This is a genomic window from Mesorhizobium sp. B2-4-2, assembly GCF_006442845.1.
Taxonomy (GTDB): Bacteria; Pseudomonadota; Alphaproteobacteria; order Rhizobiales; family Rhizobiaceae; genus Mesorhizobium.
Genome location: NZ_VFVM01000001.1, coordinates 180,656 through 198,693, shown reverse-complemented (window position 1 = coordinate 198,693; position 18,038 = coordinate 180,656). Strand labels below are relative to the sequence as shown.

The 18,038-nt window shown below is 65.0% G+C and carries 19 protein-coding genes; 8 read left to right on the top strand and 11 right to left on the bottom strand.

Annotated features, from left to right (window positions below; all coding sequences use genetic code 11):
• Positions 1–114 precede the first annotated feature (114 nt).
• Positions 115–789, top strand: coding sequence for a sugar ABC transporter permease (locus tag FJ942_RS00995; RefSeq protein WP_246679628.1), 675 nt, complete (start codon positions 115–117; stop codon positions 787–789).
• A complete protein-coding gene (locus FJ942_RS00990) occupies positions 786–1,649 on the top strand; it encodes a carbohydrate ABC transporter permease (protein ID WP_140497680.1) in 864 nt (287 codons plus the stop codon). The genes FJ942_RS00995 and FJ942_RS00990 overlap by 4 nt, the downstream gene beginning before the upstream one ends.
• On the opposite strand, the gene pcaD is transcribed toward FJ942_RS00990, so the two are convergent.
• Positions 1,639–2,463 (bottom strand): 3-oxoadipate enol-lactonase, encoded by an 825-nt coding sequence (gene pcaD / locus FJ942_RS00985; RefSeq protein WP_140671878.1) that lies wholly within the window; start codon positions 2,461–2,463, stop codon positions 1,639–1,641. The two genes, FJ942_RS00990 and pcaD, sit on opposite strands and share 11 nt — an antisense overlap.
• A gap of 131 nt (positions 2,464–2,594) precedes the next feature.
• Here pcaD and FJ942_RS00980 point away from each other — a divergent pair, with 131 nt between their 5' ends.
• Entirely contained in the window at positions 2,595–4,256 is a 1,662-nt protein-coding gene (locus FJ942_RS00980; RefSeq protein WP_140671880.1) for an alkaline phosphatase family protein, read from the top strand.
• 109 nt (positions 4,257–4,365) lie between these two features.
• On the opposite strand, the gene FJ942_RS00975 is transcribed toward FJ942_RS00980, so the two are convergent.
• The 6 genes from FJ942_RS00975 to FJ942_RS00950 form a co-directional block, all read right to left on the bottom strand.
• Entirely contained in the window at positions 4,366–5,625 is a 1,260-nt protein-coding gene (locus FJ942_RS00975; RefSeq protein ID WP_140514561.1) for an ABC transporter substrate-binding protein, read from the bottom strand.
• Positions 5,626–5,688: 63 nt separating this feature from the next.
• Complete coding sequence (locus tag FJ942_RS00970; protein ID WP_140497672.1) at positions 5,689–6,120, bottom strand: DUF4440 domain-containing protein; 432 nt, start codon at positions 6,118–6,120, stop codon at positions 5,689–5,691.
• Positions 6,117–7,172, bottom strand: coding sequence for an aldo/keto reductase (locus tag FJ942_RS00965; RefSeq protein WP_140763457.1), 1,056 nt, complete (start codon positions 7,170–7,172; stop codon positions 6,117–6,119). Before FJ942_RS00965 ends, FJ942_RS00970 begins: the two co-directional genes overlap by 4 nt.
• On the bottom strand, positions 7,169–7,528 hold the full coding sequence (locus FJ942_RS00960) for a TIGR04076 family protein (protein WP_140497668.1): 360 nt from the start codon (positions 7,526–7,528) through the stop codon (positions 7,169–7,171). The genes FJ942_RS00965 and FJ942_RS00960 overlap by 4 nt, the downstream gene beginning before the upstream one ends.
• A 1-nt stretch (position 7,529) precedes the next feature.
• The gene (locus tag FJ942_RS00955) at positions 7,530–8,018 is read right to left on the bottom strand and encodes a DUF3830 family protein (protein WP_140497666.1); all 489 of its coding nucleotides are present in this window, start codon (positions 8,016–8,018) and stop codon (positions 7,530–7,532) included.
• Positions 8,019–8,027: 9 nt separating this feature from the next.
• Positions 8,028–8,756, bottom strand: coding sequence for a GntR family transcriptional regulator (locus FJ942_RS00950; protein WP_140497664.1), 729 nt, complete (start codon positions 8,754–8,756; stop codon positions 8,028–8,030).
• A 145-nt stretch (positions 8,757–8,901) separates the two neighbouring features.
• On the opposite strand from FJ942_RS00950, the gene FJ942_RS00945 reads away from it, so the two are divergent.
• From FJ942_RS00945 to FJ942_RS00925, 5 genes are read left to right on the top strand one after another with little or no spacing between them, the layout of a single operon-like run.
• Positions 8,902–9,702 carry an ABC transporter ATP-binding protein gene (locus FJ942_RS00945; protein WP_140897080.1) on the top strand — a complete coding sequence of 267 codons (801 nt, stop codon included), beginning with the start codon at positions 8,902–8,904 and terminating at the stop codon, positions 9,700–9,702.
• Positions 9,699–10,466, top strand: a complete 768-nt coding sequence (locus tag FJ942_RS00940; protein ID WP_140497660.1) for an ABC transporter ATP-binding protein — start codon at positions 9,699–9,701, stop codon at positions 10,464–10,466. The genes FJ942_RS00945 and FJ942_RS00940 overlap by 4 nt, the downstream gene beginning before the upstream one ends.
• Positions 10,463–11,371: a branched-chain amino acid ABC transporter permease gene (locus FJ942_RS00935; protein ID WP_140897079.1), complete on the top strand. Its 909-nt coding sequence runs from the start codon at positions 10,463–10,465 to the stop codon at positions 11,369–11,371. The genes FJ942_RS00940 and FJ942_RS00935 overlap by 4 nt, the downstream gene beginning before the upstream one ends.
• Positions 11,368–12,345, top strand: a complete 978-nt coding sequence (locus tag FJ942_RS00930; protein ID WP_181169798.1) for a branched-chain amino acid ABC transporter permease — start codon at positions 11,368–11,370, stop codon at positions 12,343–12,345. The genes FJ942_RS00935 and FJ942_RS00930 overlap by 4 nt, the downstream gene beginning before the upstream one ends.
• Positions 12,342–13,640 (top strand): FAD-dependent oxidoreductase, encoded by a 1,299-nt coding sequence (locus FJ942_RS00925; RefSeq protein WP_140897077.1) that lies wholly within the window; start codon positions 12,342–12,344, stop codon positions 13,638–13,640. The genes FJ942_RS00930 and FJ942_RS00925 overlap by 4 nt, the downstream gene beginning before the upstream one ends.
• A 32-nt stretch (positions 13,641–13,672) precedes the next feature.
• On the opposite strand, the gene FJ942_RS00920 is transcribed toward FJ942_RS00925, so the two are convergent.
• The 4 genes from FJ942_RS00920 to FJ942_RS00905 are packed head-to-tail and all read right to left on the bottom strand — an operon-like array spanning position 13,673 to position 18,025.
• Complete coding sequence (locus FJ942_RS00920; protein WP_140555566.1) at positions 13,673–14,329, bottom strand: GntR family transcriptional regulator; 657 nt, start codon at positions 14,327–14,329, stop codon at positions 13,673–13,675.
• A gap of 28 nt (positions 14,330–14,357) precedes the next feature.
• Positions 14,358–15,662, bottom strand: coding sequence for an aspartate aminotransferase family protein (locus FJ942_RS00915; RefSeq protein WP_140671882.1), 1,305 nt, complete (start codon positions 15,660–15,662; stop codon positions 14,358–14,360).
• A 6-nt stretch (positions 15,663–15,668) separates the two neighbouring features.
• Complete coding sequence (locus FJ942_RS00910) at positions 15,669–16,727, bottom strand: phosphotransferase (protein WP_140671884.1); 1,059 nt, start codon at positions 16,725–16,727, stop codon at positions 15,669–15,671.
• The gene (locus FJ942_RS00905) at positions 16,724–18,025 is read right to left on the bottom strand and encodes an ArgE/DapE family deacylase (protein ID WP_181169764.1); all 1,302 of its coding nucleotides are present in this window, start codon (positions 18,023–18,025) and stop codon (positions 16,724–16,726) included. Before FJ942_RS00905 ends, FJ942_RS00910 begins: the two co-directional genes overlap by 4 nt.
• Positions 18,026–18,038 lie beyond the last annotated feature (13 nt).

Below are 18,038 nucleotides of genomic sequence, written 5' to 3'. Positions count from 1 at the left end.
ATCCTTCCAGGACTGGTCGACGCAGACGCCTTTTCCAATGCGGCCTTCATTGGCTTCGACAATTTTCGCGAGATTTTCGGCGCCTCATCGGTCGGACGCGACTTCAAGGGCGCGTTGATCAACACCTCCATCTACACCGCGCTTTCCGTCATCCTCATCCTGCCGCTCTCGGTCGCCTTCGGGCTGATGGTCCACCAGCACGATGTTGGCGGCGGCACGGCGCTGCGGACCGTGCTGTTTTCCACCTATGTGGTACCGATGATCGCGGTGGCGCTGGTGTGGTCGAAACTCTATTCGCCTGGTGAAGGGCCGCTGAATCAGATGCTCGGCCTGATCGGCGTCGGCCCGCAGCCCTTTCTGTCGTCCCCGCGCTCGGCGCTGATCTCGATCGTCCTGCTCAACGTGTGGCAGCAGGTCGGCTATTTCACGGTGCTGGCGATTGCGGGGCTGACCCAGATTTCCGGCAGCCTCTACGAGGCGGCAAAACTCGACGGCGCCAACCGGTTCGAGCAGTTCCGCTTCATCACCTTGCCGTTGCTGCGGCGCACACTCCTGTTCAGCGCGGTGATCGCCATCATCAACGCCGTGCAGGTGTTCGAGCCGGTGGCGCTGATCACGCAGGGCGGGCCGGTCGGCTCGACCAATGTCTTGACCTATCACATACGCCGCGTCGGCATCGAGCGCGCGCAGGGCGGACTGGGTTCGGCCATGGCCGTCATGCTGATGCTGTCGCTGATCGTCGTGGTCTGCGCTCTGTTCGCCTTTGCCAACCGGAAGGATCAGGAATGAGCGCGGGATCGTCGAGCCGGTTGCCGCGCAGACGCCCCGCCGGCCGCAAGGCGCTGCTGGCCACGCTCATGCTGCTCGTGGCCGTGGCGTCGGCCTTTCCGCTGGTTTGGATGGTTCTGTCCAGTCTCAAGACTCCGGCCGAGAGCATGCAGGTGCCGCCGGTGTGGATCCCGCACACGCCGAGCCTCGACGCCTACGGGAAAGTTTCGGGCGTGGTCAATGTCGGCCGTTCTATGTGGAATTCCCTGGTCATCGCCTCGATCACCACAGCCGGTATCCTCATCACCAGCATGATGGCCGGCTACGCCTTCGCCAAATACCACTTCCCCGGCCGCTCGCTTTTGTTCTCGGTGCTGATCGCGACCATGTTCCTGCCGCCGATCGTGACGCTGATCCCGCTCTATCGCCTCGTCGGCTCGATCGGCCTCAATGCCAGCCTCGCCGGCATCATCGTGCCCAACCTCGCCAATGCCTTCGGTATCTTCCTGATGCGCCAGTTCATTGCAAGCGTGCCTGACGATCTGATCGACGCTGCGCGCATGGACGGCGCCTCCGAACTGCTGATCCTGTTCAAGATCGTGGCGCCCAGCGTGGCGCCGGCGATCGCGGCATTGGCGCTGTTTGCCTTCGTCTATCACTGGAACAGCTATCTGTGGCCGCTGACCGTGCTGCAAGGCAACGCCGACGCCTATCCGATCGTCATCAGCCTCAGCCGGCTGTTGAGTTACAACAGAGGCGCCGTCAACACCGGGTTGGTGATGGCCGGCGCGACGCTTGCCGTGCTGCCGCCGCTCATCCTCTTCGTCCTGCTGCAGCGCTTTTTCGTCGATTCCATCGTCGGCTCGGCGATCAAGGGGTAGCCGCGCTCAAAGGTTTCTGCCCCGGAGGAGGCGACGCGACAAAATCGCGGATCAGCGCGACCACCGCCTCCGGCTGTTCGATGCAGGGAATATGGCCGGCATTAGGAATGATTTCAAAGCGGGCGCCGGGGATCAGCGCTGCCAGCGAGCGGACGAGATCGGGCGGTGTCGAGCCGTCCTGGTCGCCGACCATGCAAAGTGTCGGCACCGCGATACGCCGCGCGGCCTCGGTGAGGTCGGCGTCGCGGACCGCCATGCATGTCCCGATGTAACCCGGCAGCGCCTGCCTGGTCAGCATATTGCGGCAACCGGCAAGGTCGGCCGCACGCGCGGCATGGAAGCCGGGCGTGAACCATGCTTCCATCACACCGTCGGCTATCGCCTCGATCCCGTCGCGCTCGACGGTGGCGATACGCTTATTCCAGCTCTCGTCCGTGCCGATCTTGTGCGCCGTGTCGGACAGGATCAGAGCCTCAACGCAGCTGGGATGACGGGTATAGAGCCGCTGCGCGATCAAGCCACCGACCGACAGGCCGAACAGCACGACCCTGCCGAGATCGAAATGATCGATGAGGCCCAGGAGATCGTCGACATGATCATCGATCGACCGGATGCCGCTGCCGATATCGGAAAGTCCGTGGCCGCGCTTGTCGTAGACCAGCAGAGGCATGTCACCGCTTAATTGCGAGATGACATCGTCCCAGATGCGCAAATCGGTACCCAGCGAATTGATGAAGATCACCGGCCGCGCGGTGCCGGTCGCCTCGATATAGCGGTGGTGCAGCGCAAGGCCGCCAATGGTGACGAACGGCACGATTTCGACCCTCCCGGCTCCCACAGTGCATGAGGCATCTGGTTGGGTAAAATGATATTTTGAGGCATCGTTGTAGGACATCGGCCGTTCTGGCACACCGGTCTTGCGCGAACCACAATGACGGACGACCAATGACAGACCGCCGCAACGTCCTTTTCATCATGTGCGACCAGCTGCGCTTCGACTATTTGAGCTGCGCCGGACACCAGACCCTGCACACGCCGAATATCGACCGGCTGGCCAGCCGCGGCGTGCGCTTCACCAACGCCTATGTGCAATCGACCGTGTGCGGGCCCTCGCGCATGAGTGCCTATACAGGCCGCTATGTCCGCTCGCACGGATCGACGCTTAACGGCGTGCCGCTCAGGGTCGGCGAGCCTACGCTCGGCGAGCATCTGCGCGAGATCGGCGTGCGCTGCGCGCTGATCGGCAAGACGCATATGAGGGCCGACGAGGAAGGCATGGAGCGCCTCGGCATCGACAAGACGTCCATCATCGGCGTGCGCGTCGCCGAATGCGGCTTCGAACCGTTCGAGCGCGACGACGGGTTGCATCCGTCGTCCGCCTACGATCCCGACCCGGCCTACGACCAATATCTGCGCGAGCACGGCTTCGATGCCGCCAATCCGTGGGAGCACTGGGCCAATTCCGGTGAAGGCGAGAACGGCGAGAATTTCAACGGCTGGCTGCTCGTCCATGCCGACAAGCCGGCGCGCATTCCCGAGGAGCATTCGGAAACGCCCTACATGACGCGCCGCGCCATGCGCTTCATCGAGGAGGCCGAGGCAAAGGGCGAAGCCTGGTGCGCGCATCTCTCCTACGTCAAGCCGCACTGGCCCTACATCGTGCCGGCGCCCTATCACGACATGTACGGCAAGGCCGACATAAAGCCGGTCGTGCGCAGCGAAGCAGAACGCGTCTCGCCTCACCCGATCTTCGAAGCCTTCCAGCAGGAGCGCTATTCCAGGAACTTCTCCCGCGACGAGGTCCGCGAAAGGGTCGTTCCCTGCTATATGGGCCTGATCAGGCAGATCGACGATCAGTTGGGCGGATTGTTCGAGTTCATGGAGCAGCGCGCCCTGTTCGACAACACGATGATCGTGTTCACCTCCGACCACGGCGACTATCTCGGCGACCATTGGCTGGGCGAAAAATACCTGTTCCACGACGTCGCGGCCAAGGTGCCGATGATCGTCTGCGATCCGCGCCGGCAGGCCGACGCGACGCGCGGCACGACGTCCGATGCGCTGGTGGAGATGATCGACCTCGCGCCCACCTTCCTCGACTTCTTCGGCGGCAAGGCGAAGCCGCATGTTCTCGAGGGCCGGTCGCTGCTGCCGCTGCTGGCAGGCCAGGACGTGAACTGGCGGCGGCACGCGGTGAGCGAGTACGATTATGGCGGCGATGCCGCGCGGCTGAAGCTCGCTATGCCGGTCGCCGACTGCAAGCTCTACATGATCACCGACGGCCGCTTCAAACTGGTCCATGGCGAGGGCCTGGCGCCGATGTTCTTCGATCTGCACGGTGATCCGGACGAGCTGCGCGACCTCGGCACCGAAGCATCGGCGGCGGCCGACATCGAACGACTGCGGCAGGCGCTGTTCCGCTGGCTGGCGCTGCCCAACAACCGCATCACCGCCGCCGAGGAATGGCTGACGGGAAACGACGACAGGATGCGGCACTTCGATCCGTTGATCGAGCCCGGCGTGCTGATCGGCTACTGGGACGAGGCCGAGCTCGCCGAACAGCGCGAAAGACGCAGGCGCTGGCTGTCACGCGGGTCGGGAGAATGAAGCCCGCAGCCCTTGTTGTGGACGACATGAATTTCAGAGCGCAAGGCCAAGGCAGGTTGCGAGCAGCCCGGCATCGAGAGATCGATGCCGGGCTGCCTGATGTGACGGCCTATTGGAGCTTCGCCTGCAGGGCATTGACGTCGTCGGTGGTCATTTCACCGTCGGTCGTTACCTTGCCGTCGACGATCTTCCACAGGCGGAACGGACCGGTGATGTCGCCATATTTGTCGAAGGCGACCGGGCCGATGACACCTTCGTAGCGGATCGGCTTGCCTTCCTTGATCAATCCGAGCGCCTTGGCGAACTCGTCCTTGCCGGCAAAGATCGGCGCGCCAGCCGGATCGACCGCCTTGTACATGGCGTCCTTGATCTTGGCCGGATCCTCTGAGCCGGCGATGGCGATTGCCAGGCCGACAATGGCGCCGGCATCATAGGAACGGTCGGCCGCAGGATTGGACGGTTCGATGCCCGAAAACTCCTTGTAGTTCTTGGTGAAGTAGTCGGTGGAGGCGGTCGGGCTGGTGCCGGACGAGGTGCCATAGGCCTCCTTGAGATAGTCGGCGCCGACGGACTCGATGAAGTCCGGGCTGTTCATGCCGTCATTGAGCAGGAATTTCTGCACGCCCCCTTGCGAAATCCAGGTGCGGGCGACGGTGGCGCCGTCGACCGGCGTGCTGACGAGATAAAGCCCGTCGGGCTCGCCGGCCATGGCCGCCGTGACTTCCGAGGCATAGCTCGACTGCTTCTCGTTGTAGGGCGTGTCGGAGACGACGGTGCCGCCGAGCGCTTTGTAGGCGCGCGAGAATTCGGCCACCATGTTGACCCCGAAATCATTGTTGACATGGATGATCGACAGCTTCTTGAAGCCCTTGTCGATGGCGTATTTCGCGGCGGCCACGCCTTGCAGCGCATCGGAGGTGATGGTGCGGAAGAAGATGCCGTTGGTCTTGCCATCGCGCCCGAGTGCGGTCAGCGTCGGCGAGGACGAAGCCGGCGAGACCTGCACGATCTTGGCCGGGGCGGTGACCGAGGTCAGGATCGGGATCGACACCGAGGAGATGATGCCGCCGATGATCACCGGCACCTTCTTGACCTGAACCAACTGGGTCGCCGCATCGACGGCGATATTGCCCTGGCTCTGACTATCACGCGTGTCGGTCACCAGATCGCAGCCGCGAACGCCGCCGGCGTCGTTGATGTCGCGGAAGGCCATCTCGACCGATTTTGCGCCGGCCTGGCCGTATTCACCGGCCGGTCCGGTCAATTCCATGACCAGGCCGACCGTGATCTTGCAGTCGGCGGCATGGGCCGCGCCGGCGATCGTCACGAGAGCGAGCGCGGTGGTGAGTTGGAGTATCGTCTTTCTCATTGTTGTTCCCCTTGAGCTACACGAATCGAGTTACACGAACCAAATTTCACGCCTGGAGCCTGTTCAGCTTTCCGGCATCTGCAGCCAGGTTTCATGCAGATGTCGCCATTCGACGCCGTTGGGCGCCGATGGATTGGTGGTGAAGAGCGCACTCGACTGACGGCGGCTATGCTTGCCGCCTCGCAACTGCGCCTCGACATAGAGCACGACGATCGCGCCGCCGGTTTGCCAGCCCGGCCGGATGTCCTCGATCGAGATGGCGAAGGCTTCGTCGCAGGAAGCGCAGCTTGCGCGGACATGGTCGACCACCGCATCGCGATCGAGGACCGTGCCGTCAGGCGTGACCATGGCCAGGCCTTCGCCCATGACGCGTTCGAAGCGGCTGAAATCGGCCTTGCCGGCGCGCGATGCGACGAACCAGTCGACGAAGAAGCGATGCAACTCGACGATTTCGGTGCTGGCCCGCGAAAACAGGCTTTCGGTGGTGGCGCTCATGGCCGGGCCGCGTTGAGATTGTAGTGCATGATCGAGCCGTGGCGGCCGTGACGGTCGCGCTCCAGCGTGTAGACGTCGCCGAGGGGACCCCGGCTCTGGGCGATCACGGCGCCGATCTCCGCCCGGTCCTCGGCCCCGAGCGCGACATCCATGATCTTCGCATTGGCCAGCGCATGCGCCTGGTTGCGGGCGCCGACGATGACGGCCGCCACTTGCGGCTGCTCGAGCACCCAGGCGCTGGCGACAGTGGCGATGTCGACGCCGTGGCGGTCGCCGATCCGCTTCAGCACCCTGAGCAGGGCCTGGAAGAGCTCCCAGCCGCCGAAATCGTCTATGATCAGCTTGTATTTGACCAGCGAGCGGTTTTCGAGCGGCATGTCCGGCTCGGCGACGCCGAGCCATCTGTCGCCGAGAAAGCCGCCGGCCACCGAACCGTAGCAGAGAAAGCTGACGCCGTTGCGTGCCGCGAGCGCGGCGAGGCTCGCCGCCGGACGCTGGTCGAGGACGGAGTATTGCAGTTGCTGGCTGACGACTGGCACGCCGGCCGACAGGATCTCGCCAAGGCGCTGCGTATCGAAATTGGTGGTGCCGACATTGCGCACCTTGCCTTCCAGCCGTAGCTCGTCGAGCCAACCCATCGCGTCGACATAGCGAGGCACTGAATAATCCCACCAGTGGAACTGCACGAGGTCGAGCCGCTCGGTCTTCAGCCGCCGCAGAGACTGGTCGACTATGCCTCTGATGTAATCGCGGCTGATGCCGGCGAGCCGCTCGAGGTCTGGCACGAGCTTGGTGTGCACCCTCATCCTGGCGGCGGCATCGAGACCACGTTCGTTGGCCAGACGCAGCCGCGCCGCTCCGATCAGCTCCTCGACGCCGGTGTAGATATCGGCGCAGTCATAGGTCCAGATGCCGGCGTCGAACGTGGCGATCAGGTCAGATACTGCCTGCTGACGGTCGACCGCGCCGTGGCCGCCGGCCAACTGCCAGCCACCGCGAATGACGCGCGAGATTGTGTAGCCGGGGCTGAGTTCGAAAGTCTTGGCGGTCATCTCTGCTCACTCTCCTTCGGCAGCGGCACCGCCGTGGTCTCGGCGTGGCTGAACCGCCGTTTGCCGGTCCTGACGATCCTGAGCCTGCTGGCGCAATTGGGATCGGGACAGGCGATCTCGGCATCCGAGGTCATCCAGTCATTGGCATGGGTGGGGCGCTGCTTCGCCGCCAGCAGCGGCAGCACGGCCGCTATGGAATAGATCGAAAATCCCTGGCCCACCGGCATCGACAGCATCTCGCCTTTCAGCTCGAAATAGTCGCCGGGCCTGGCGCCGCAATACACCGGCTTGCCCTCGGGGACGACAGCCTCGACGCGGAGGTCGAAAAGTTCGAAGCTGTCGTCGCGTTCAGCCATTTCAGCTCTCCAGCCGCGCGAAGGTGACGTCGCAGGCGCCATTGCGGCGAATGATGCCGCAGGCAGATGCGAACTGATCGCGTTGCTCAGGCAGCACCTGCGCAACGACGCTCCCCGCCAGCCAGCCGATCGGAAACAGCAGGCGCGCGCCTTGCCCGTAGAACAGGCCGATGTCGAAGATCGCATGCGGGTTGCCGCCCCACATGCGCGGCGGCACATAGGAAAGCACGATGTCGCCGGGCTGCGGCGTCAGCGTCGCGTTCTCCGCCGGCAAGGCCTGGGCAAAGGCCTCGCCGTCCAGATGCGCCGCGGGGATCGGACAGGAGATTTCCGGGCCGGTCCACATGGCATGAATGCCCGCGACGACGCGCGGCTCGGCCAGGTAAGACCACAGGAACGTTGCGTTCTCTGGCGCTTTTTCCGGCAGCAACTGCGCCGTCACCGACAGCTCGGAATGCGGCTCGGTTATCCTGATGATGCGTCTGGTCATATCAGGCATTCACTCCGCTTTTGCCGTCAACTTCAGCTTGTCGCGCAGGAAAGCGAAAGGGCGGCTGATGTCGGCCACCAGCGCCTCGCGTGCGGCCTGGGCATCCTGCGCCGCAAGCGCGGCGACGATGCTGCGATGATAATGGGCGGTGTCGACCTCGCCGGCCTCGGAAAAGGCATAGATTGCAACTCGGATGCATGGTCCCGACTGCAGCCAGAGGCTCTCGATCATCGGGATCAGCACGGCGGAACCGCAGGCGCGATAGATTTCGAAATGAAAGCTCTGATTGAGCGTCACCTCGCGGTCGACATCCTTCTTGTGCTTCAGCGCCCGCATCTCGTCCCATTCACCGAGAATGGTTTCGATGGTGGCGATCTGACGCGGATCCATGCGCGCGGCGGCAAGCGCGATTGCTTCGCCTTCGATCAGGGCACGGGCGCGCAGGAGGTCGTCGATCCGTTCCAGCGTGATCGGCGGCACCCGCACCGAGCGGTTTGGAAGCGCTTCCAGCGCCTTTTCCGTGATCAGCCGCCCAAGCGCCTCGCGCACCGGCATGGTAGACGTGACCAGCGCATCGGCAAGGCCGCGTATGGTCAGAACCTGGCTCGGCTCGAAGAGACCGCCAATCAGCGCCCGGCGCAATTCGGAATAGACGCGGTCCTGCACCGTCTCGCGGCCGACCGGCGCGAGTTGCGCGGCGATGACCTCGTTGGTGCGCTCGACAGCAGCCCTTTGCATGGCGTTCCCGATCTTGGCCTTTTCGGCGGCCTGGCCTGTTTTCGGCTTGCGGAGAAAATTAAAGCTGATTAGCGTGATCAAAGCAAGTGTGATCACAAATCAAAAAATCAGAAAGCGGCAAAGATCGCTTCGGCCAGAGGGCTTGATGAACGACACGGCGAAACGGCATGGGACGGAGACCCAGGCGCCGGTTCTGGCAGCAAAGAACGTCGTGCGGCGTTTCGGCGGCCTTGTCGCCGTCAACGATGTCTCGTTCGAGGTCCGCTCGGGCGAGATCCTCGGCCTGATCGGCCCCAACGGCGCCGGCAAGACGACGATGTTCGACCTGCTCGCCGGCAGCATCCTGCCTACAAGCGGCGAGATACGTCTCAACGGGGCGCTCGTCTCCGGCGAAGCAGCGCACCTGCGCATTGGCCGCGGTCTTGGGCGCACCTTTCAGATTCCCCGGCCCTTGCCCAATCTCACGCTGATCGAAAACGTCATGCTCGCCGCGCAACGTCAGGCAGGGGAGCGGCTGCTCGCCAATTTCCTGATCCCGTGGCGGGTCGCCGCCGAAGAGAAGGCAGCCGCCGAGAAGGCTGCCGAACTGCTTGAACTCGTCTCGCTCACCCGGCTGGCGCACGAACCGGCGCGGGTGCTTTCCGGCGGCCAGCGCAAACTGCTCGAACTTGCCCGTGTGATGATGGCCGACCCGGCCATCATCCTGCTCGACGAGCCCGCGGCCGGCGTCAACGCCACGCTGCTCGAAGTCATCATCGACCGCATCCGCGACATCAACAAAAGCGGCATCACCTTTCTTCTGATCGAGCACAACATCGACATGGTGACCCGGCTTTGCCATCGCGTTCTGGTGATGGCGGGCGGCGAGCTTCTGTGCGAGGGCACGGCCGACGAGGTGGCGCGCGATCCGCGCGTCATCGAGGCCTATCTCGGGGGCGCGGCATGAGCGGGACCGTGCTTGACGTCCGCAACCTCGAAGCCGGTTACGAGCCCGGCGTGCCGATCGTGCGCGGTGCCTCGATCACGGTGAGGAAGGGCGAAATCGTCGTCGTTCTCGGCCCCAACGGTGCCGGCAAGTCGAGCCTGATCAAGGCAATTGCCGGTCTCGTCCCGGTCACCGGCGGCACCGTTCTCCTCGACGGCAAGGATATCACCACCGCACCGGCCCACACCATGGTGCGGCTTGGGCTCGCCTTCGTGCCTCAGACCGAGAACGTGTTTCCACTGATGTCGGTCGACGACAATCTCAGGGTTGCCTGCGGCATTATCGAGCGCCGCGAGGTTCCCGCCCGCATCGACGAGATGTACGCGACCTTCCCGGACCTGGCGCGCCAGCGCCGTATCGCCGCCGGCAATCTGTCGGGCGGGCAGCGGCAGATGCTGGCCGTGGCGCGGGCGCTGATCGTCCATCCCAAGGTGCTGGTGCTGGACGAGCCGTCGGCCGGCCTGTCGCCGAAATTCGTCTCGATGGTGTTCGAGATGCTGGCCGGCATCCGCAAGTCCGGCGTCACCATCCTGCTGGTCGAACAGAACGCCAAGGCGGCGCTCGCCATCGGCGACCGCGCCTATGTGCTGGTCGAAGGCAAGGACCGGCACGAGGGCATCGCCTCTGAACTGTGGAGCGATCCGGTGGTCGCCGAGCTCTATCTTGGCCAGCGCCCGGACAGCGCCGGCAAGGCCGCGCCTTCAGGCAAGGGAAGTGCGGCATGAACCTGCAATTCATCGTCGACGGATTGCTGACGGGCTCGATGATCGGCCTCGGCGCCATCGGCGTGACGCTGACCTATTCGATCCTGCGCTTCTCGAACTTCGCCCATGGCGACTTCATGGCCTGGGGCACCTATGCGACGCTGGCCGTCGTAGGCGCCATCGGCGCGACGATCGGCAAGGTGGCGCCGATCGCCCCGCTTTCCTTCGGCTGGCCGCTCATCGTCGCGCTGGTCGTCGGCATGGCATTCACCGCCCTGCTGGCGCTGCTGCTCGACAAGGTGCTGTTCGCGCGGCTGCGCTCTCAGGGCCAGGCCATCATCGTGGTGATGGCAAGTTTCGGCGCCTCGATGGCGCTGCGAAGCCTGCTCGAGTTCACCTTCACCTCACGCCCGACCTATTTCAGCCGCGCCATCCAGATCGCCATGCCGGTCGGCTTCGGCATCCGCATCACGCCGGACCAGATCGCGCTGTTGCTGCTGACAGCAATTCTGGTGCTGGGCGTACACCTGTTGATGACGCGCACGCAGACCGGCCGGTCCATGCAGGCCCTGAGCCAGAATGCGGCACTTGCCCGCATCGTCGGCATCGATGTCGCCAAGGTGGTGCGTGTCACCTGGGTCCTCGGCGCAGCGCTTGCCTGCGTCGCCGGCGTGATGATCGGCATCCTGGTGCAGATCCGCCCGTTCATGGGCTTCGACATGCTGCTGCCGATGTTCGCCGCCGCCATTCTCGGCGGTATCGGCAGCATCCCGGGCGCCGTGCTCGGCGGGTTGATCATCGGGCTCGCCGAAGCGGGCGCCGTGCAACTGATCGGCGCCGAATGGCGCGCGGCGGTCTCCTTCATCATCTTGATGGCGGTGCTGTTCGTGCGGCCGATCGGCCTTTTTGGTGTGAGGGAACGCTGATGGACCTGCTCGGCTATGGCGCTTTCTTCCTGACCACGGCGCTGATCTTTTCGTTGGTCACGCTGGGGCTCAATCTGCAATGGGGGCTGACTGGGCTCTTCAATGTCGGGCTCGCCGGCTTCGTCGCCATCGGCGCCTATACATCGGCGCTGCTGACGACGCCGGACGATGCCGCGCGTCTGGGCGGTTTTGGGCTACCGATCCTGGCCGGCTGGGTCGGCGCCATGGTCGTCGGCGGCATCGCCGCGGCCCTGACGGGCATCGCCACGTTGCGGCTCAGATCCGACTACCTTGCCATCACCACCTTCGGCGTCGCCGTGGTCGTGCAACTGGTCGCGCTTAATGCGCAGAAACTGACCGGCGGTCCGTTCGGCATCGGCTTCATCCCGCGCCCTTTCGGCAGCCTCGCCGAGACGCCGCTGCTGTTCAACCTGTCGAACCTTGCCGTCGTCTCGGCGGTCACGCTGGTCGCCTATCTGGCGCTGGAGCACCTGTCTCGCAGCCCGTGGGGCCGGGTGCTGAAGGCGCTGCGGGAGGACGAGCGGGCGGCGATCTCGCTCGGCAAGAGCGCGCGCTTCTACCGTGTCCAGGCCTTCGCGGTCGGCGGCGCCATCATGGCCCTAGCGGGCGCCTTGCAGGCGCATTTCACCGGCTTCATTGCGCCGGACAATTACCTGCCGATCCTGACCTTCCAGGTCTGGGTGATGCTGATCGTCGGCGGCTCGGGCAGCAATGCCGGTGCCGTCATCGGCAGCATCCTGGTCTGGGGGATATGGGCCGGGTCGGGCACGCTGACCAGCGCGCTGTTCCCGCCGGAGCAACAGGCCCGCGCCGCATCCCTGCAGATCGTGGCAATCGGCGTCATGCTGTGCATTATCCTCCTGGTCCGCCCCGACGGACTGTTCGGGGAACGGCCGCGGCGGGCACGGCTCGGCAAGCGGGCGAAGGTGGCCGCCGGCGAGAGCGGCTCGTGACCGCAATGGCCCGGCAGGAAGCGCTTTCGCTTTGGCACGCGGTCAGCCGTGAGACCCGCCTCCGCCCGGCGCTGGAAGGCGAGCTCGATGTCGACCTTGCCATCGTCGGCGGCGGCTTCACCGGCCTTTCGACGGCCTTGCATGCCGCGGCCAGAGGTCTTTCGGTCGCCGTTCTCGAGGCCGAAACCATCGCCTGGGGCGCTACCGGCAGGAATGCCGGCTTCATCGTGCCGAACTTCGCCAAAATGGATCCGGATGCGATAAAGGCCCATCTTGGACCCGAGCGCGGCGAGAGGCTGATCGAATTCGCGGCCGGCAGCGCCGACCTGGTCTTCGGCCTGATCAGGCGGCACGGCATCGAGTGCGACGCGGTGCAGAGCGGTTGGATCCAGCCGGCACATTCCCCTGTTGCGCTCGAAAAGGTCAAATCACGCGCAGGGCAATGGGCGCAGCGCGGCCGGCCGGCTGTCGTGTTGGACCGGCAAGAAACGGAGGCGCTAACCGGCGCGCGCGGCTATGCCGGCGGCTGGATGGACCGTTCCGGCGGCGTGCTCAATCCGGTCGCCTATGCGCGCGGCCTGGCCGACGTGGCGGAAAAAGCCGGCGCGCGTCTGTTCGAGCACACGCGCGTCGTCGCGATCGACCCTATCGCGGACGGCTGGTCGCTGAAGACGCAAACGGGTTCGGTGCGCACCGGAAAGGTGCTGATCGCCACCAACGCCTATGGCGGACGGCTCAATCCGGAGCTTCGGAAAAGTTATTTCCCGCTGAAAATCTTCCAAATCGCGACGGCGCCGCTGCCGCGCGAGGTGCGCAGCCGCCTGTTGCCCGGCGGGCAAGGCGTCGGCGACACGAGACGCAATCTCTTCACCTACCGCTTCGATGCCGAAAACCGGCTGATTAGCGGCGGCATGCATGTCTTCGGCGCGGGTGCGGAACGACGCCTGCCGCAGACGATCCGGCGGCGGCTGGCCCGGCATCTCGAGCTCCCGGACCTGCCGCCGCTCGCCTATGGCTGGTCGGGCATGGCTGCGGTCGAACCCGATTTCCTGCCCCACCTCATCGATCTCGGACCGGGGCTGATCGCGGGTCGCGCCTGCAACGGCCGCGGCATCGCCATGACCACGGCCCTGGGCAAGGTGCTTGCGGATTGGGCTGGTGGAACCGACGCCCGCGATCTGCCGCTGCCCTTCGGGCCACCGTCGCCGATGCCGTTCCACAGCCTGCTGCGCTTCGCGCCGAACGCGCTGCTGCCGTGGAGCATGCTTCGCGACCGGCTGGACAAGACCGGATAGGCCGATCGCCGGGGCGCGACGGGATCGCGTCGTCATTCGGCCGCGCGAAGGTTCCCCGCCAGCACCGCTGCCGCCGTGGCGATGTCCTGTTCTATGGAGGTCCTGACGTCGGCGCCGTTGCGCTGCGCCAATGCCGCGACGATCTTGCGATGCGCCTCGTTCGACTGGGGTTTGTAGCGCTCAGCCTGCATCAGGAGCTTGAGATAGGGCCCAACCCGCCCCCAGAGATCACGGATCATGTTGAGGAGGATCGGCGCGCCGGCATGCCGGTAGATGGCGAAGTGGAAGGCCTCGTTGAGCGCGAGATAGGCCCCGGCGTCGCCCGCCTCGATCGCGCGCTGCATGCCCGCCAGCGTGGCCTGTATGTCGACCAGCCCGTCTTCGGTGATGCGCGAGGCGGCCATCTCGCCCGCCAGCCCCTCCACCGCGACGCGGATGCGCGTCAGTTCCTCGAAGGCGGGGGCAGACAGCAAGGGCACGATGATCGAGCGGTTGTTCTGCAACTCCAGAAGCCGCTCGGCGACGAGCCGTTGCAGCGCCTCGCGGATTGGCGTCGTCGAAATGCCGAACGTCTCGGCAAGCTTGCGGATGACCAATGTCTGGCCCGGGCTGAAGCCGCCCGAAATCAGCTCCTGCTTGAGCGCGCCATAGGCGCGGTCGTTCAGGGTCTGATGTTCGAGCTTCAGCATGTCGATTGCCGCACCCTTTCCTATCCCCTCACCAGCGCGACAGGGTGCGATCGAGCGTTTCGGCAAGTTGCTCGGCATTGTCCCTGGCGAACGGCAATGGCGGCCTGATCTTCAGCACGTTCCCGCGCGGACCGCATGACGAGATCAGCACGCCGTCCTCGCGCATGGCTTCGACGACCGCCGACGTCCTGGTGGCGGCCAGCGCCTCGTCCTCCTCCGCCGTCAACTCGATGCCGAAATAAAGGCCGTTATGCCTGACATCGGCGACCATGGCATGCCGGTTCTGCAGAGCCCGCAGCAGCTCGCCCGTATAGGCCCCAACCGTGCGCGCATTCTCGACCAGTCCCTCGCCTTCGATGACATCGAGCACCGCGATGCCGACGGCGGCGGCGACGGGGTTGCCGCCGAATGTGTTGAAGTAGCCGGTGTTGGAACCGAAGGAGGCAACAAGCTGCGGCCGCACGATGACCGCGGCCATCGGATGCCCGTCGCCGATCGGCTTGCCCATGGTGACGATGTCAGGTTCGAGGCCGTAATTGGCGAAACCCCACATGCCCTGGCCGAGCCTGCCGAAGCCGGACTGGACTTCGTCGGCAATGACGATGCCGCCCGCCTTCCTGACGTGATCGGCGGCCTCGCGCATCGCCGACGCATCGGGGAAGAAAATTCCGTCGCTGGAAAATGCCGAGTCGATCAGCAGCGCCGCCGGGCGCACGTTCTGTGCGCGCATGTCCTCAATGGCGGCGGCGACATTCCTGGCGAAATCGCGTGCGGCCCGGCCCTGATCGCGAAACGTATCCGGGGCGGCCACGGTCCTGTGCTGCGCGGGCACGCCCTTCGCCCCGACCGCGGCCGGCGACAGCTGCGCGGTGGCGATGGTGGCGCCATGATAGGCGAAATCGGTGATGATCACGCCGGTATTGCCGCTCGAATGCTGGGCGATGCGGATGGCGAGATCGTTGGCCTCGCTGCCGGTGCAGGTGAACATGGCATGGCCGAGATGGGGCGGAAGCGTGCCGAGAAGTCTTTCCGCGTAGTCGAGGATGATTTCGCTGAGGTAACGCGTGTGGGTGTTGAGCGTGGCCGCCTGCCCCGACAGCGCCTCGACGACACGTGGATGGCAATGCCCGACCGAAGCGACGTTGTTGTAGGCATCGAGATACTTGCGACCTTGGGCATCGTAGAGCCAGACGCCGCTGCCACGCACGAGATGGATCGGGTTGCGGTAGAAGGCGCGATAGGTCGGGCCGAGCAGCCTGGCACGGCGCTCGAGCAGCGCGGATGCTGATGCACCGGCATCGGCGGAGGCATTTGCGGGCGAGGATTGGGACACGAGCGTCTACTCCGGATTGGAATGATCGAGGAAATAACGGCGGGCATCGCTGTGTGACAGTCCGTCCAGCCGCTCGAGCGAGGCCCAGACCTCGGTGATGAGGCGCAGCACATAATCGCGCTTGGCCGGGAAGCGCTCCGCCTGCCAGGTGGCAATGTTGGCGATGAGAGCAAGGCGGGCACGGATCAGGTCGAACAGGATGCCGATCTCCTCGGCCTCGAGCGGCTGCACCGACTGGTAGCCAGCAACGAAGCGCGCGGCGGGCGCCAGCGGGTGACCGTCGGCTGGCCAGCGGTAGACGGCGCCGATGGCGAGATCGCAGATCAGCGGCGAATGGATCATGTCGCCGAAATCGAGGATGCCGCTGACGATCTCCGGCCGCGATGCGTCCATCACCACATTGTACGAGTTCATGTCGTTGTGGACGATCTGGGCGCGCAGGCTGGGGATGACGGGTGCGGCGTGCTCCTCGAAGGCATCGATGACGCGCTCGACCATGGCCCGGCGCCCGGCATCGGCAATATGCGCCAGCATGGGCCGCGTCTTGGCGACCTTGCGGATATCCCACAAAAGGTCGCTGCCGGCGGCCGGGTGGAAAAAGCCGCGCAATGCCCGGCCAAGCCGAGCGAGGAAGATGCCGAGATTGCGATCTTGCGCAGGCGATACAGGCGAGCGCGAAAGCAACTGGCCGGGCAGATAGGTGACCAGCCGGATGATACGCGGCTGCGAACCGCCGATGCTGACGGCGAACTGCGCATCTCCATCGAGGCTTTTGCGCACCGAGGGAACCGGCAAGGCGGGATCGACCGCAAGGATGTGGTCCAGCGCCTTGTTCTGGAAATCGGTGAAGCCGGCCTCTTCCGCCGGATGCGAGATTTTCAGGACAAACTCGCCCTCGCCATCGGTGCGGATGTGAAAATTGTGGTCGCGCTCCCCGGGCAAGGGCTGAGCGGTGCCGGCAAGGCCGTAGTGCTGGCGCAGGATGGCAAGCGCATCGGCGATCGAGACATCGGGCGCGTCCTCGGCCAGCGTCTCGCCGAATGCATCGGTCACGGCGCCGGTCATGGCCTTGCCTCGGGGTCGACAGGCTCCAGCCCACACCAGTCGGCGATGAACAGTGCGATTGTCTGGGTGACCTTGCGTACGGAATCAAGGTCCACCGCTTCGTCATAGCCATGCGGCATGCGGCAGATCGGACCGTAGACGATGGCCGGCGTGTCGGCGTAGAGGCCGAAGAAGCGCGCATCGGTGGTGGCAGAGGTGACGTGTTCCTGCAGCGGCTCGCCCCAGACGGCGGTATGGCTACGACGCAGCACGGTTTCCATCTCGTCGGCGCCCTCCAGCACATAGCCCTCGGCCATGAAGCCATTGTAGGTGATCCTGGGCGGGCGGTTGGCCATGAACGGATCGGCGCGGGCCGCGTCGGCGATGCAGGCCTCGAGCTCGGCTCTGGCATCCTCCAGCTTCTGGCCGGGATAGGTGGCGACACGCATCTCGAACACGCAGCGCGCGGGGACGCTCGATGTCCATTCGCCGCCTTCGATCTTGCCCAGATTGAAACGGATCGGATGCGGGTGATCGCAGAAATGCCTGTCGTCGACCTTGCGCGCGTTCCAGACGATTTCGAGCTGCTTCAACGCCTGGATGATGAGGAAAGCCTTTTCGATGGCGTTGGCGCCGGCCGAGAAAGCGCCCGACGCATGCTGGGGATCGCCGTCGACCTCGACCCTAAACCAGATCGGGCCGACCTGCGCCCGCATCAGCTTCGGCTCCAGCGGTTCGGGGATGAAGGCTGCGTCGGCGCGGTAACCGCGCTGCAGGCAAGCGAGCGCGCCATTGCCGGTGCACTCTTCCTCGACCACCGATTGCAGGAAGACCTTCGCGGCCGGCTGATAGCCGAGGCAACGCAGTGCGGCCAGCGCGTAGAGGCAGGCCGAGAGCCCAGCCTTCATGTCGCCGGCGCCGCGACCATGCATCCAGCCGTCCTCGATGACCGGATCATAGGGATCGCGCAGCCAGCGATCGAGCGGGCCCGTCGGCACGACGTCGATGTGGCCGTTGAGGATCAGCGAGCGGCCGGTCGCGTTTCGCGGCATGTGGGTGGCGACGACGTTGAAGGCGTCGTCATAGGAGACGGCCACGGGCGAAAAGCCCGGCAGGTCGCGAATCGCATCGACATCGACACGCCACATGTCCACCGTATAGCCATCTGCTTCATACGCGGCTGCCATGAAGGATTGGGCCGCGTGTTCTTCGCCGCGTTGCGAGGGGAAGCGCACGAGGTTCGCGAGGAATTCCACCTGCCGCGCGAAGCCTTCGTCGACCGCGTTCAAAATGGCCTCGTCGGCAATTCGCTCAGGCATGATATTCCGCTTT

Excerpts from the sequence above, each read along its gene's own strand:
- FJ942_RS00940 (WP_140497660.1), top strand. The coding sequence starts at position 9,699 with ATGAGCGGGACCGTGCTTGACGTCCGCAACCTCGAAGCCGGTTACGAG.
- FJ942_RS00955 (WP_140497666.1), bottom strand. The coding sequence starts at position 8,018 with ATGACCAGACGCATCATCAGGATAACCGAGCCGCATTCCGAGCTGTCG.
- FJ942_RS00950 (WP_140497664.1), bottom strand. The coding sequence starts at position 8,756 with ATGCAAAGGGCTGCTGTCGAGCGCACCAACGAGGTCATCGCCGCGCAA.
- FJ942_RS00935 (WP_140897079.1), top strand. The coding sequence starts at position 10,463 with ATGAACCTGCAATTCATCGTCGACGGATTGCTGACGGGCTCGATGATC.
- FJ942_RS00960 (WP_140497668.1), bottom strand. The coding sequence starts at position 7,528 with ATGGCTGAACGCGACGACAGCTTCGAACTTTTCGACCTCCGCGTCGAG.
- FJ942_RS00980 (WP_140671880.1), top strand. The coding sequence starts at position 2,595 with ATGACAGACCGCCGCAACGTCCTTTTCATCATGTGCGACCAGCTGCGC.
- FJ942_RS00970 (WP_140497672.1), bottom strand. The coding sequence starts at position 6,120 with ATGAGCGCCACCACCGAAAGCCTGTTTTCGCGGGCCAGCACCGAAATC.
- FJ942_RS00945 (WP_140897080.1), top strand. The coding sequence starts at position 8,902 with ATGAACGACACGGCGAAACGGCATGGGACGGAGACCCAGGCGCCGGTT.
- FJ942_RS00975 (WP_140514561.1), bottom strand. The coding sequence starts at position 5,625 with ATGAGAAAGACGATACTCCAACTCACCACCGCGCTCGCTCTCGTGACG.
- FJ942_RS00965 (WP_140763457.1), bottom strand. The coding sequence starts at position 7,172 with ATGACCGCCAAGACTTTCGAACTCAGCCCCGGCTACACAATCTCGCGC.
- FJ942_RS00910 (WP_140671884.1), bottom strand. The coding sequence starts at position 16,727 with ATGACCGGCGCCGTGACCGATGCATTCGGCGAGACGCTGGCCGAGGAC.
- FJ942_RS00905 (WP_181169764.1), bottom strand. The coding sequence starts at position 18,025 with ATGCCTGAGCGAATTGCCGACGAGGCCATTTTGAACGCGGTCGACGAA.
- FJ942_RS00920 (WP_140555566.1), bottom strand. The coding sequence starts at position 14,329 with ATGCTGAAGCTCGAACATCAGACCCTGAACGACCGCGCCTATGGCGCG.
- FJ942_RS00990 (WP_140497680.1), top strand. The coding sequence starts at position 786 with ATGAGCGCGGGATCGTCGAGCCGGTTGCCGCGCAGACGCCCCGCCGGC.